Raw genomic sequence first — 13,672 nt, forward strand, 5'->3', positions numbered from 1 at the left:
TCTTAGAGGGGAAAGCTCCCGTAAGGGAGCCGACCTACTCGACATCGAGGAATACCTCAATGAAGCCCATAGCTATGGATTGACCTCTGTGCGTTGTCATTGCAATGTCATATCATGGAGCGACGACAGTGACGAGCTTAAACGGATCAAGAATGATGTCGGTTCAGGACTGGCTTTGATGGAATGTAAACCCCGTCATAACACAGTTGACCTGCCTGCCCTTTTTTGGGCAGGTATACCGGGCAATCAGGCGGATTTCCCTTCGGAAGAAAGTTTCTATACATTTCTGGATCATGCCCTGTGTTTTTTTACAGAAGAAACGAATTATAAGAGTTCGTTATCTCCGTTCGGCATAAAGATGGTAGACCGGATAACCGGTAAGCCCCTGCATCTGGATATTTCGGATCTGCCGATGAAGAAAGGGATCATCACTAACCGCAACAAGTTTATACTGGGGCCTTCGGGAAGTGGGAAGTCATTTTTTACCAATCATATGGTACGCCAGTACTACGAACAGGGTACACATGTATTGTTAGTCGATACGGGTAACTCTTATTTGGGACTATGCAATCTGATAAATAATAAGACAGATGGAAAAGACGGAGTTTATTTTACGTATACCGAAGAAAATCCGATTGCTTTCAATCCTTTTTATACGGACGACGGAGTCTTTGATATAGAGAAGCGGGAATCTATTAAAACACTGATACTGACTTTATGGAAACGGGATGACGAATCACCTACAAGGGCGGAGGAAGTGGCTTTATCGAACGCGGTAAACCTGTATCTGGAAAAAATCCGGTCGGACAAAACCATTGTCCCTTCTTTTAACACATTCTATGAATTTATATGGGATGACTATATAAAAATCCTGGAGGAGAAGAAAACACGGGAAAAGGATTTTGATGTCTATAATTTCCTGAATGTACTGGAGCCTTATTACCGGGGAGGGGAATACGACTACCTGCTGAATTCTGAAAAGCAACTCGACTTACTTAATAAACGATTCATTGTCTTTGAGTTAGATAATATAAAAGGTGCGCCCGTCAAGGCTGCATAAGAAATGTCCTTTGGCAAGGACTAGGTAAGTGTTCTTTGAAAAACCTATCATCACTCGGCTTATCTGAAAGGGAAATTAACCGGACAGGGAGTGTAGCATGCCGAGAAAGCCATAAGTCAGCCAGTTATCAGGTTGCGACTGAATGGGGTGATGAAAAGACAGTTATGAGGATAAAATCTGTATTGATTGAACGATAATCCAAGCGGTATTATGTTGTACCTGCGACGTTAAGATAACTATACTCGTCGTACTGTGGTTCACTTTTTCCAGTCCTTGAGGAGGGAGTGCAAGGAACTAATCACAGCGCAACTACAATATGTAGTAAAGGATGAAAGTCGTATCCGACACTCTGTCGCGCCAGAGACTATGTATAGTCTCACAGTTCTTTATGTATGCAAACGGGGATTACCTATACCAGAATGCCAGTTGTAAGGCTATGGGGTCTGCCCCTGAATATCTGGAGTGGTAACGGAGCTTCCGTAGTAGTCCGAGCAGGATAACGACCTGCACATGGCGAAGGGAGGCAGCTAAAAGTAGTTTTAATACAATTAACGAAAAATGTGAGAGACATTATGAGAAATTCAGAAAGAGTATTAAACAGTCTTGCGAAACACAGCAAGCATTCAGCCTACAAATACGAAAGGCTCTATCGTGCTTTGTTCAATGAAGAGATGTATTATGTTGCCTATCAACGCATCTATGCAAAACCAGGCAATATGACACCAGGTTCGGACAATAAAACTGTTGACGGAATGAATCTGGATCGAATTGCAAAACTGATACAATCGTTGAAAGACGAAAGTTATCAGCCTCAACCCTCAAAAAGAACGTACATACCAAAGAAAAACGGGAAAGTACGTCCGTTAGGAATACCAGCTTTTGATGATAAGCTAGTGCAAGAGGTAATAAGAATGATTCTTGAAGCTATTTACGAAGGACAATTTTCAAATTGTTCTTATGGCTTTAGACCCAAACAAAGTTGCCACACCGCATTGGCTCAAATTCAAAAGTCTTTTAATGGGGCAAAATGGTTCGTGGAAGGAGATATAAAAGGATTTTTCGACAATATTAGTCACGATGTAATGATTGATATTTTGAAAGAACGCATTTCCGATGAACGATTCATTCGCCTGATAAGAAAATTTCTAAATGCAGGTTATATCGAAGATTGGCAATTCCATAAAACCCAAAGTGGAACTCCACAAGGTGGTATCATTAGTCCAATATTGGCTAACATCTATTTGGATAAACTGGATAAGTATATAATGGAATATATCCGAAAATTCGATAAAGGGGAAAACCGCAAAGCAAATAAGGAGCGTATTCAATATGAGTATGGAAAGAGGCTTGCTGTAGCGAAACTAAAAAGTGTAACTGACAAAGATGAAAGAAAAATCATCATCAAACAGATTAAAGCTTTTGACAAGGAAAGATCCTTAATCTCATGTGGAGACGAAATGGATGGCGATTACAGACGGATGAAATATGTGAGGTATGCAGATGATTTTCTGATTGGAATAATCGGGAGTAAAGAAGACGCAACAAGAATCAAAGAGGATATAAAGAATTTTCTTCAATCCAAACTGAAACTTGAACTGTCTGATGAAAAAACCTTGATTACTCACTCTGAGAAATCTGCCAAATTCCTCGGATATGAAATCTATGTCCGCAAATCCAATCTGACCAAAAGGAACAAAGCTGGTCGTCTTATGAGAGCCTTTAATAAAAAGGTATATCTAAAATTGACTACGGATGTGATGAAAAAGAAATTGCTCGAATATGGTGCGTTGGAAATCAAAACTCACAATGGTAAAGAGCAATGGAAACCCAGAGCGCGTGTTCAATTTATAAATAACGATGACCTTGAAATTTTGGACAGGTATAACTCTGAAATCAGAGGTCTCTACAATTATTATTCAATAGCTAATAACGTTTCGGTGATGAATGCCTTTAAGTACATTATGGAATACAGTATGTACAAAACTTTTGCCTGTAAATATCGGACATCTGTTGTAAAGATTGCCCGTAAGTACAAACAAAACAAAGTATTTACTGTACACTTTAAGAATAAGAAAGGGCAAAACAAAATCAGAGTCTTTTACAACGAAGGTTTCAAACGAAAGAACCCAATTCATCATTCATGGGTAGATAATCTCATATCGCCATTTAGCACAAGTACAACTAGTTTGGTTGATAGGCTAAAAGCGAATGTATGTGAGTTATGCGGAGCAACAGATAGAAAATTACATATGCATCATGTAAGAAAGCTCAAAGGTTTAGATAATAAGAAACCTTGGGAAAAACACATGATTGCAAGACGTCGAAAAACTATCTCGCTTTGTACAAGCTGCCATAAATTGACTGACATTGGAAAGAAAGACTGATACTTTGGCGGAGAGCCGTATACGCTGGAAGGTGTACGTACGGTTCGGAGGCGAGTTCTTGGAAACCGACCATAGCAATATGATACGGCGCTGGGTACTTAGCCTACATAATAAAGTCCTTTTTCCGATCGTCACTATTATCATCATGGAAACCTTCATCAATAAGATGCGGAGGCTGAAAGGGGTTCGTAAGCTAATATTGCTGGAAGAGGCATGGAAAGCCATTTCCAAAGAGGGTATGGCTGAATATTTAAAGTATCTTTTTAAGACCGTCAGGAAGTTTTTTGGAGAGGCAATCGTTGTCACTCAGGAGGTTGAAGACATTATCTCCTCTCCTATCGTCAAGGAATCCATTATCAATAACTCGGACTGCAAAATCCTACTCGACCAGCGCAAGTACATGAACAAATTCGATGCAATACAAGCCATGTTGGGGCTAACCGATAAGGAAAGGGCACAGATACTATCTATCAATATGGATAACGATCCCTCCCGTAAATATAAAGAAGTATGGATTGGATTGGGAGGAATGCAATCGGCTGTATACGCCACGGAAGTTTCGATGGAAGAATACCTGACATATACGACAGAGGAAACGGAAAAGCTGGAATTGTTTCAACTGGCTGATAAATTGGGTGGAAATATAGAACTGGCTATCAAGCAGCTGGCAGAGAATAAAAGGAGTAATAATTAACAAATTAAGATTAAAGGTATGGAATCAAAACATATGGAAACAGATTATGAAGCGGCGCTGGAACTTCAGGTAGAACAATTCCGGATGCTGCACAGGATAAGCCGTATATGGGCGGTTAAAAGCGAACCGGACATTCCCTGCTTCGAAATTGAAATGGAGTGTGACGGATCTTACAGACTGTCTTTTATGGACAGCAAGGAGAAAATAATATCCGAACCTTACCCGGTGCTGGCTGATAAGGATATGAACCTTGTATTGCCCGGGAAACGCTGCGTGATAGGTTATAATCCGCAAACAGGGGAACTGTCGTCCGGGGAAACAGTATACATACCTTTCAAAAGCCGTATCGAGACTGAAGAGGAATGGCGGGAGCAGCTGGCGGACAGGCTTACCGAACCCGACGACCCGAAGGAAAAAGAGTCTCTTGAGTATAACAGGAAGATCATACTGGGCTGGCTATGCTGTGAATGGATGCCGGAGAACAAAAGCAATGTCCCCAATATCCTTATCTCCAGGAGCATCCCCTCGGAATATGAGGTGCGTTTCCTGAAAGAGGGAAAAACGGTGCTGCCGGAAGCTTGCCTTATCAGGCAGGAATACGAGGCTTTCTTTTTCGAACTGGAATGCATCCGTGTCGATATCACCTATTTCCCCGCTATAGACCGGATACTTGTGGGCGGTACTTATTACACCCGCGTTGCTCTAGAACGACAGGTTATTTAAAGGGAATATTAATAACGTCAAAAACAAAAAAATATGTTCGGATTTTTCAATAAAACAATACATATAAGAACCCTTACGGGATTACTGCTCCTGCAGAATGATTTACTCAAAGACCTGGTAAATATCGTCAAGAGCAGAAGCTGCTGGCAGGAACATACAGATTTCAAAACCGTACCCGATGCAATATGCGGTGAATGGGGCGGAAAGGATCTGGGGATCTGCCTGTCGATAAGAAATGAAAATAACAATTATTTCGTTTCTATCCGTGATCTGAATGGCCAGCCGGAAGATTACAGGGAATCTTATCCTATCAGGGAATACAAAGACACCTGCTATTTCATTCTGGATTCATATGCCATTTTTATAGAGCATGATCAGAATAATAAGCAGTTACGTATTTGCGGAAATCTCTCTATGGTACGCATGGCAGCTGACAGGGCATCTTATCCTGCAATCCCCCTTGATATTAATCCTAATTAACAACACTGAAAAAGGAAATATGAAAACTATAATATTCAAATACATACTGGTTTCAATTCTTTTTTTTTCATGCAGTGGATTACGTGCCCAGTTCTATTCGCTGGGCACGAATATCCCGGCATTTGGAATGGCAACGATCAATGCGGAAGTCAGTATGACATTGGACCGAAAATGGTCACTACACCTACCTGTGTACTACAATCCGTTCGTATTCAAGGATAACAAAAAATTGCAAAACTTCACAGTGATGCCGGGAGTACGCTACTGGCTATTGGAATCCTATGTGAACGGATTTGTCGGGGTCAATGCCATCGGCTCCAAATACCATATCACATGGAAGGACAGCCGCTATGATGGAAAAGCATTCGGAATGGGAATCAGTGCAGGCTATGCATGGCTCTTATCGCCGCGCTGGAATCTGGAAATTGAAGGGGGTATCGGGCTTGTATGGGCGGACTATTCCGAGTACGAGTGTGAGGAGTGCGGACGGCAAAAAGGAGAATACTCGCGTTGGGTGGCTGTCCCCAACAAGCTCGCCCTTTCATTCATCTATTTATTCTAAGGTCGCAGACCTTTTTATTAATCTAAAAAAGTTATGAATATACGAATAATAACATATCCTTTCTTCTATTTGTTTTGGGCACTAATACTGCTGATTGTATCCCTGTTCTCATCTTGCGGTACGCAGCGTATGGACAAAGAGGCCCGGGCCAATATCCATCTGCCGGTACAGCCCGTGGAAGAATCAAAGGAAAAGGTACGGGATATGAAACTGCCTTCGGTCATCGATATGAAGGACCGGTTTGGAAATAAAACAACTTATGTACAGACAGAAAAGGATAAAGACGGAAATGCGCAGTTGTCGGTTCAGCTAAAAGAAGTGACCGTAACGGCAAAAATGAAAAACGTACCGGAACGTTTCGGGAAAGTTGACGTCGATTTTATTGTCTCGGTACCCGAAGAACTGATAAACAGCCGGTGGCAACTGAACCTGACTCCGCATTTGATTAAAGCGGACAATATTTCGGATTTTGAAGACCTTGTTATCAGCGGTGATGATTTCAGAAAGTTGCAGCAAAAACAATATGCCGAGTTTGATAAATATCTTTCAAAAATCATCCCTGACAGCCTCTTCGATGAATACTTTGTCAGGACCGGAGCTTTTCACCACTATATAGACCGTTATAACCGGTCTGAATTTATGCGTATACGCAAAGACTCTTTGGATCATGCAGGCTATTCAAAGTATAAGGCCCGGCTGAACAAGCGTTATGAGTTTTTCAACGGGAAGATGTATCGTAACCGGAATTGGCTTAAAAAGCAAATGAATTTTTTAGGAATAAAAGAGCATTACGAATACTTCGGTCAGGATACGGTACATATAGCCTCTGTTTACAACAAACGATACAACCAGATCGTAAACCTGCTGCCGATGTTCCATCTCTTGCGAGAGTTCTCTCCGGAATATACTTTGTGGAAATACCGTAAGGACAAATATGCTACCGGATTTATTAACGATTACAAGCCTGTAACGGCTGCCGATTCGGTCTTCTTAAAAAAACGATTCCTCAAAGACCGTCAGATTGCCAAAAACCAGAGCTTGATCGACAACAAACATATCGCTTTTGCTGAAATGGTGAAGTTCCCGAAGAACGAAAAGGCACGGCTCGATACGGTCATCTATAACAAAGGTAAGTTTGAATATTATTACAGGCAACAGGTTATGGCTGACGAAGACAGCCGCAGGATGAAAATCTATCTGGACGGTTTCGCCCAGTCGATTAGTGGTGACAGCCACCTGTTGCAGCATTCCGATACACTGGATTATATCGTATCGTCCATGATACAGTTTCTGGATACCACTCCCCGCTATATGCTGAAAATTATCGAACGTAAAGCCCTGTCTACACTTCAGGCCAATATCACCTTTAAGACAGGTAAGTACAATATGGATATTGATTTGGGTGATAACCGTTCTGAACTGGACAAGGTGCAGGATATGCTGGATAAACTGACGGAAACGGGTGAGTTTGTCATGGATAGTATTTCGCTTATTGCGGGCTGTTCGCCGGAGGGTTCCTACCCTTCCAATATGCTTTTATCGAAACGGCGTGCCGAGTCCATCGGTAATTATCTAAGCGGAGGGCTATCGGGAATCGAAGGGATAGCCGGGATGCTGAAACCTTATCCCAAAAGGGAAGACTGGCAGGGCTTATCCCGGTTGGTAGCGGATTCTCTGGATAGTGAAAACAGACAAGCTATTCTTGAGCTGATTGCTTCAGAGAGTGATCCGGACAGGAAAGAGTTGGATATCCGCTCAAAATATCCTGCCGATTACAAGTATATCCGCGAAAAGCTCTATCCGTATTTGCGGGCTGTCGATTTTACCTTCCATGTACATCGCAAGGGGATGATAAAAGATACCATTCATACTACAGAACCCGATACGGTATATGCCAGGAGTATGGAGCTGATGAAAAAACGCAGGTATGCCGATGCCCTACAGATCTTGCATGACTATAACGATTACAATACAGCTATTTGTTTGATGAGTTTAGGTTACGATCAGGCGGCATACAATATACTATTGAATGAACCTGAAACGGCAAACAGCGAGTACCTGCTGGCTATTCTTGCCTCACGGCTGGGTAAGACTCAGGAAGCTGTTACTCGCTACCTGCACTCTGTGGAGCTCGATCCAACTAAACGCTGGCGGGGAACGCTCGACCCGGAAATCAACAGGCTGATTAAGGCGTACAATCTCAATCAGGAAGAGGATAGCGATAACGAAAATAACGATTAATGAAAATGAGTATGAAAAATAGAAATTATCTAAAATGGATATTGTCTTTTATCTGCTGTATGTTTTTGACATCCTGCAGTCTGATCGATTTTTCGGAGGATTGTACTTATTATGGGGATGTGGAAATCCGGCCGGACTGGTCGGGATTGGAGAAAGGGGAAACGAAACCTTTACTGACAGACATCTATCTGCTATCGCCACAGCGTAATTATACGTATAGTATTACATCCGATACATTGGTGACAGGCATTCGGGCAGTAAGCTACAAGGTGCTGGCGTGTAATGCATACGGATTGGAAGACATCAGTTTCTCGGGTATGGACTGCCCCGAAACGGCACAGGCAGAGGTAAGTACGTATAAAGAGAATGATAGGCTATATACGGTTCTGGCCCCGGCTTTGTATGCAGCAAATGCTGATTTGACGGTGATTCCTTTTGAACGTGTTGTCAGTGAGCCTGTATTAAAACCGGCTATACGTCAAATCAATATTGATTTTGTAGTGGTAGATAATTCGGGCGTGGGTGTCAGTTCTATCAACGGAGAACTTTCCGGTATTGCCTATAAATACGGTTTTAAGCGGTTGGATGAACTCGGATCTTCGGCATGGCTGGCGTTTGGTTCAGTCCGTAATGAAGAAAAAAGCAATGTATTCTTCTCTGATTTGAGAGTATTCGGGGTCAATCCCGACAAGCAGGCTACAGGCAGGATAGATAACCTGATGGATATTGCCCTGCAAACTTCTGACGGCAACATATACAGGGAAGCCATTGACCTGACAAATGTCTTTAGCGGATTTACCACGCGGATTATCAATATAACCATTGAGATCCGTTTGGGGCTGATAGATATGGAAGTGGAGGTTACCGGATGGGATGTCTCGGATGGTGGAACTATTGAACTCTAAGGTCTCAGACCTTTTTATTAACTATTTCATAACTAATCAATACGATTATGAAAAAGATTTTAATAATAACGGTATTATTCTTTTCTGCTCTTGCTCTATTCTTTTCCTGTTCGGACGAGAATCTGCCGGATGGCGGTGGTTCCCTGAATGAAACGGAACTGCACCTGAAATCGGTAGCGGTTTATAACGAAAGGGGCGGATCATTGAGCGGAACAATCAGTGAATTTACAAACGGCGATGCGATCGGGCTGTACCTGCAGGAATACCACAGGGGATATCCTTTTCCCCATGCAGTACGGGAAAATTACGGATGGCGGCTGTCGGAGCCGGTATTCTTAAGCAGTGAACCGGTACGCCTGTTCGCATACTATCCGTTCAGGCTGGAAGACCATGCGAACCTGGAGGCTAAACAGGTAGAGGTGGAGCATATCAGTCAGACCGATTATATGCACGGGCAGGCAGAAGGAGACTATGTAAGCCGGGATAAGTCTTATGCGGATATAGTGATGAAGCATGTACTGGCTTTAGTACAGTTTAAATTTATCAGGAACAATTATCCGCATGACTGCTCCGTGCAAAGGGTTTCGATCAATAATGCGGACGGGGTATCACAACTCAGGAGCAAGGGGGTATTAGACCTCGAAAGCGGAGAGATAGCAATTCTGGATGGCTATTATGACAAAGCCGCCATTACGCCCGAGGATATGAATTTCTATGAGCCATATTCCGGCGAAGAAGAGTTTGCCCGTATTCTGGTCATGCCCATCGAACCTGTAAGGAATGACGGAGACCTGTTCTTTGAATTCGAGATCGACGGACGGATCTATACATGGCCTGTCAAAGCAGGTACTTGCTGGCAATCGGGAAACAAATATACCTATGAGGTGGATATGGTTCCCGTGGCAAGGTCACTTAAATCTTCCGGAGAAACAGGAAATATCAATGTAGTATTAACCCAAACAAGCAGGTACTAATGAAAAAGAAATATCTTTTTACAATCACGATGCTACTATCCCTGTTTTGTGCTTGCAATGACTCGGAGAGTTGGATAAATGAAGGATCTGAAAAATTCTTATCTGTTGCAGAAGTCGGCTTTTCTCTAAAATCATCGGATGGTACATCGAAATCCTTCTTTGAAGAAGGGGATGAAATCGGCTTACATATAAACAGTCCCCAAGGGACAGGCTATAATAAGCTGAATTATAAAAATAGTTCATGGGTATTACAAACACCTGTATCCCTTGCTGAAAATAATACGGACATATATGCTACTTATCCTTACGATCTTCAAAATAATGTGGCTACCTCTTTTGAGATAGAGCATACCAGCCAGACGGATTACCTGTATAGTGAAAGGCACAGCGTCAACAGCTCTAACCCGGTACTGTCCCTTACCATGAAGCACGCACTGGCACTGATTGAATTTGAGTTCGAGTGGATGGATGTTTCCCAAGCCGCAAAGCTGGATTTTATCTCCATTCAGGGACAAGGCCTTTACAGCAGAGCCAAGTTGGACCTTATTACCGGAAGGATGGAACACCTGGAAGGATGGAACGATCCGGCGATAATTTACGGATGGCAACTGAATTCCGATCATTTTTATGACGGGTCAAAAGTGTCATTGATGGTCGTGCCCGTCGATCAGGTAGAATGTGACGGGGATATTTTGGTCGACTTTTACACGGATAACCTGAAAGCACACTGGCCCGTACCTGCCGGAACCAAATGGGAAAGCGGGAAGAAATATAGCTATAAGGTACTGGTTCAGGAACGCCTGCTCGAAATCTTAGATGTACGGATAGAGGATTGGATAGATGCGGGAACAGACGGGATAAGCCTGCCCTGGTACGAATAAACAATAATAATAAATAACCCGAAGCTGCCTAATGGGAATAAGGCGCCAAAAACTGTGAAGCAGCTTATTTATAAACAACTAATTTTTTAATAAGATGAAACGATTATTTATAGCAATGGCGGTAGTCTCCGCTACAGTATTTGGTTTTTCAAGCTGTAACAATGAGGATGAAGTTGTTAACCCGTCACAGGGGCAGAAAGTGGATTTACGCATCCAAACGGAAATAACTTCTGCTGAGACAGGTTTGCGTTCCACAAAAGCCGCTTTAAGCAGTTTTCCTGAAGGATCGGCTCTAAGCCTGTTTGTAACAAACGGGACATTGGGAAGTGACTACCCGCAAGGGCCGTATAACAATGTGAAGGCAGAATACAAATCAGGCAAATGGGAATTGACTCCTAGTGTTAAACTGGGAGAAACTCCTGCTGCCGTATTTGCTTTTTACCCCTACGGTGCGGCTTATACAAACGGCACAGCCAATATGAATATATACCATACCAATCAGATGGACTATATGTATGGGACCAATGCCGAAGGACAGGGTAATATTAACAGGGACAATCCGAATCTGCATTTACGTATGAAACATGCCTTGACATTACTCCGGTTCAATATCCGTAAGATGAATTATCCCGGTGAGGGTAAGCTGACACGGATTGAAGTGGCGAACATCAGCGGAAGAATTGACCTGAGAAGTGCAGCTACGCTTAATATTGCTTCGGGAGAGATGACCTATATAGACAGATATTATGATCCTGCATTTATTGAAAATGCAAATGGACTATATACCATTACAGAGGATGAAACTGCAAGTCCGCAGGAAGTCCTTGTTATGCCTGTAAATAAAACATCTGCCGACGGCAGTATTTTAATTCGTTTTTTTATTGACGGGGCCATTTACAACTATAAGGTTCCGGTAAATACTTCTTGGAAACAAGGCACAAAGTACCTGTACAATGTCACTTTCAATGGTACGGAGCTGGTAATAGACGATATTATCATCACAGAATGGACGGAAGGTGCTAAAGGGGAAATAAACCTGTACTAAAAATGAGGCAGAATGCCGAATATCCACTAAAAATTAAAAAACAATTTTAAATTATTTCGAAATGAAAACAATATTAATTAAAAGCATATTCCTTTCATTATGTATGATATGGTTTACTGGCTGTAATCAGGATGATGCGGTGGAAACCATAGGTGACAGTTCTTCACAACTGGTAATAAAAACAGGTTTGAGCCAAATGGCAAGTCTTCTGAAAAGCGGGCCCGTTTCCGATTTTCCGGAAGACAGCAAGCTCGGACTATTTATAACAAATGGAAACCTGGGTGATGACTATTCGTCTTCCGCTTCGCGAAATATCCTCTCAACACTGACCGGGGATATCTGGAAACAAAACCCGGCGGTAAACCTGTATGAGCATAATGCAACGATATTCGCCTATTACCCGTATAACAGTAGTAATATCAACGGGGTGGAAATACCTGTACAAAGCGGACAGACAGACTACATGTATGGAACACATACTCCGGGACAGGCAGCCATCAACAAGGATAACCGGACGGTAAACCTGACCATGAACCATGCATTAACTTTGGTGCAATTCAATATTTATAAAGCCAATTATCCCTGGCAGGGAAAGCTGGTAGCAATCCGCATTTACAATGCTCCGGACAAGACTGTTGTTCATTACAGCGGAAAACTGAATATACAAACCGGAGAAATTTCGGATCTGGCTGGAACAGACAGGACGGTCCAGATAAACAGTACATCTCTTTTGATGATCCCCGATGATAAATCAACGGATGAGAAAGATTATATGAAACTTTTACTAATTCCGACTTTACCAACATCATTACGGGGAGAGGTTATCATTACTTTCGATATCGACGGGAAGGAATTCTCTTGGGAAGTACCTGCCGGGACACAGTGGAAACAGGGAACTAAATATACATACGACGTCTTGCTCAACGGGAATGAACTACGTATCGGTGAAGTGAAAATTGCCGATTGGATAAACGGGACAGGTGGAAACGCTTTTCTTGAATAATATGAATCTTTAAATAAACCAGTGGGCTATACCTTCAGAACATAGTATAGCCCCTGATTAAACAGCTATTTAATAATTAAAATCAGCAACATGAAAACAAAGATTTTTATGTTGTGTGTGAGCCTTTTGCTCTTCACAACAAATATGCATGCACAATGGGTGGTAGCAGATCCCTCCAACCTGGCTCAGGGAATAGTCAATACGACCCGCCAGATTGTTCAAACGTCCTCGACGGCCTCTAATATGTTAAATAACTTTAAAGAAGTTCAAAAAGTATACTCCCAAGGCAAGGAATATTATGACGCATTAAAGTCTGTAAATAACCTGGTTAAAGACGCAAAAAAGGTTCAGAAAACAATCCTTTTAGTTGGTGAAATATCCGACATATATGTTAACAGTTTCCAGAAAATGCTCTCCGATCCGAACTTTAGCATCGAGGAACTAAATGCAATAGCCGAAGGTTATGCTATCCTTTTGGAAGAAAGCAGTATTGTCCTGGATCAGATTAAGACCGTCGTCAATATTTCGACGCTGTCATTAAGTGATAAGGACAGAATGGATGTCGTGGACCATTGCTATAAAGAAGCCCTTAATTACAAAAACCTGGTCAATTATTATACCAATAAGAACATAGGCGTTTCCTATCTCAGAGCCAAAAAGAAAGGCGAAACCGAGCGAATTCTCTCCCTATACGGAAATGATAACCAAAAATACTGGTAA

General features: G+C 42.2%; 12 protein-coding genes and 2 pseudogenes. All 14 read left to right on the plus strand.

Going from position 1 to position 13,672, the window contains the following annotated elements; translation table 11 throughout:
- Positions 1-43: 43 nt before the first annotated feature.
- Positions 44-1,036: pseudogene (locus ACYQ3L_RS01115) on the plus strand (TraG family conjugative transposon ATPase); the annotation flags it as partial.
- 352 nt (positions 1,037-1,388) lie between these two features.
- A complete protein-coding gene (locus ACYQ3L_RS01120) occupies positions 1,389-1,529 on the plus strand; it encodes a hypothetical protein (protein ID WP_379998329.1) in 141 nt (46 codons plus the stop codon).
- Between the two features lie 103 nt (positions 1,530-1,632).
- Positions 1,633-3,444, plus strand: coding sequence for a group II intron reverse transcriptase/maturase (gene ltrA / locus ACYQ3L_RS01125; protein ID WP_379998327.1), 1,812 nt, complete (start codon positions 1,633-1,635; stop codon positions 3,442-3,444).
- 109 nt (positions 3,445-3,553) lie between these two features.
- Positions 3,554-4,138 (plus strand): annotated as a pseudogene (locus ACYQ3L_RS01130) (TraG family conjugative transposon ATPase); the annotation flags it as partial.
- A gap of 18 nt (positions 4,139-4,156) precedes the next feature.
- Positions 4,157-4,861, plus strand: coding sequence for a hypothetical protein (locus tag ACYQ3L_RS01135; RefSeq protein ID WP_379998325.1), 705 nt, complete (start codon positions 4,157-4,159; stop codon positions 4,859-4,861).
- Positions 4,862-4,894: 33 nt separating this feature from the next.
- Positions 4,895-5,341 carry a hypothetical protein gene (locus ACYQ3L_RS01140; protein ID WP_379998323.1) on the plus strand — a complete coding sequence of 149 codons (447 nt, stop codon included), beginning with the start codon at positions 4,895-4,897 and terminating at the stop codon, positions 5,339-5,341.
- A gap of 19 nt (positions 5,342-5,360) precedes the next feature.
- Positions 5,361-5,903: a DUF3575 domain-containing protein gene (locus ACYQ3L_RS01145; protein WP_379998321.1), complete on the plus strand. Its 543-nt coding sequence runs from the start codon at positions 5,361-5,363 to the stop codon at positions 5,901-5,903.
- Between the two features lie 33 nt (positions 5,904-5,936).
- On the plus strand, positions 5,937-8,144 hold the full coding sequence (locus ACYQ3L_RS01150; RefSeq protein ID WP_379998319.1) for an OmpA family protein: 2,208 nt from the start codon (positions 5,937-5,939) through the stop codon (positions 8,142-8,144).
- Positions 8,145-8,155: 11 nt separating this feature from the next.
- On the plus strand, positions 8,156-9,049 hold the full coding sequence (locus tag ACYQ3L_RS01155) for a hypothetical protein (protein ID WP_379998317.1): 894 nt from the start codon (positions 8,156-8,158) through the stop codon (positions 9,047-9,049).
- Between the two features lie 47 nt (positions 9,050-9,096).
- Positions 9,097-10,023 carry a fimbrillin family protein gene (locus tag ACYQ3L_RS01160; protein ID WP_379998315.1) on the plus strand — a complete coding sequence of 309 codons (927 nt, stop codon included), beginning with the start codon at positions 9,097-9,099 and terminating at the stop codon, positions 10,021-10,023.
- A complete protein-coding gene (locus ACYQ3L_RS01165; RefSeq protein ID WP_379998313.1) occupies positions 10,023-10,904 on the plus strand; it encodes a fimbrillin family protein in 882 nt (293 codons plus the stop codon). The genes ACYQ3L_RS01160 and ACYQ3L_RS01165 overlap by 1 nt, the downstream gene beginning before the upstream one ends.
- A gap of 94 nt (positions 10,905-10,998) precedes the next feature.
- Positions 10,999-11,949 carry a fimbrillin family protein gene (locus ACYQ3L_RS01170; RefSeq protein WP_379998311.1) on the plus strand — a complete coding sequence of 317 codons (951 nt, stop codon included), beginning with the start codon at positions 10,999-11,001 and terminating at the stop codon, positions 11,947-11,949.
- A gap of 61 nt (positions 11,950-12,010) precedes the next feature.
- Positions 12,011-12,952, plus strand: coding sequence for a fimbrillin family protein (locus ACYQ3L_RS01175; RefSeq protein ID WP_379998309.1), 942 nt, complete (start codon positions 12,011-12,013; stop codon positions 12,950-12,952).
- A 90-nt stretch (positions 12,953-13,042) separates the two neighbouring features.
- On the plus strand, positions 13,043-13,672 hold the full coding sequence (locus tag ACYQ3L_RS01180) for a DUF4141 domain-containing protein (RefSeq protein ID WP_379998307.1): 630 nt from the start codon (positions 13,043-13,045) through the stop codon (positions 13,670-13,672).

This window comes from Dysgonomonas termitidis, from assembly GCF_054657735.1.

Bases quoted from the DNA above. Each gene is read 5' to 3' on its own strand.
- ACYQ3L_RS01120 (WP_379998329.1), top strand. From the start codon at position 1,389: ATGAAAGTCGTATCCGACACTCTGTCGCGCCAGAGACTATGTATAGTC.
- ltrA (WP_379998327.1), top strand. From the start codon at position 1,633: ATGAGAAATTCAGAAAGAGTATTAAACAGTCTTGCGAAACACAGCAAG.
- ACYQ3L_RS01135 (WP_379998325.1), top strand. From the start codon at position 4,157: ATGGAATCAAAACATATGGAAACAGATTATGAAGCGGCGCTGGAACTT.
- ACYQ3L_RS01140 (WP_379998323.1), top strand. From the start codon at position 4,895: ATGTTCGGATTTTTCAATAAAACAATACATATAAGAACCCTTACGGGA.
- ACYQ3L_RS01145 (WP_379998321.1), top strand. From the start codon at position 5,361: ATGAAAACTATAATATTCAAATACATACTGGTTTCAATTCTTTTTTTT.
- ACYQ3L_RS01150 (WP_379998319.1), top strand. From the start codon at position 5,937: ATGAATATACGAATAATAACATATCCTTTCTTCTATTTGTTTTGGGCA.
- ACYQ3L_RS01155 (WP_379998317.1), top strand. From the start codon at position 8,156: ATGAAAAATAGAAATTATCTAAAATGGATATTGTCTTTTATCTGCTGT.
- ACYQ3L_RS01160 (WP_379998315.1), top strand. From the start codon at position 9,097: ATGAAAAAGATTTTAATAATAACGGTATTATTCTTTTCTGCTCTTGCT.
- ACYQ3L_RS01165 (WP_379998313.1), top strand. From the start codon at position 10,023: ATGAAAAAGAAATATCTTTTTACAATCACGATGCTACTATCCCTGTTT.
- ACYQ3L_RS01170 (WP_379998311.1), top strand. From the start codon at position 10,999: ATGAAACGATTATTTATAGCAATGGCGGTAGTCTCCGCTACAGTATTT.
- ACYQ3L_RS01175 (WP_379998309.1), top strand. From the start codon at position 12,011: ATGAAAACAATATTAATTAAAAGCATATTCCTTTCATTATGTATGATA.
- ACYQ3L_RS01180 (WP_379998307.1), top strand. From the start codon at position 13,043: ATGAAAACAAAGATTTTTATGTTGTGTGTGAGCCTTTTGCTCTTCACA.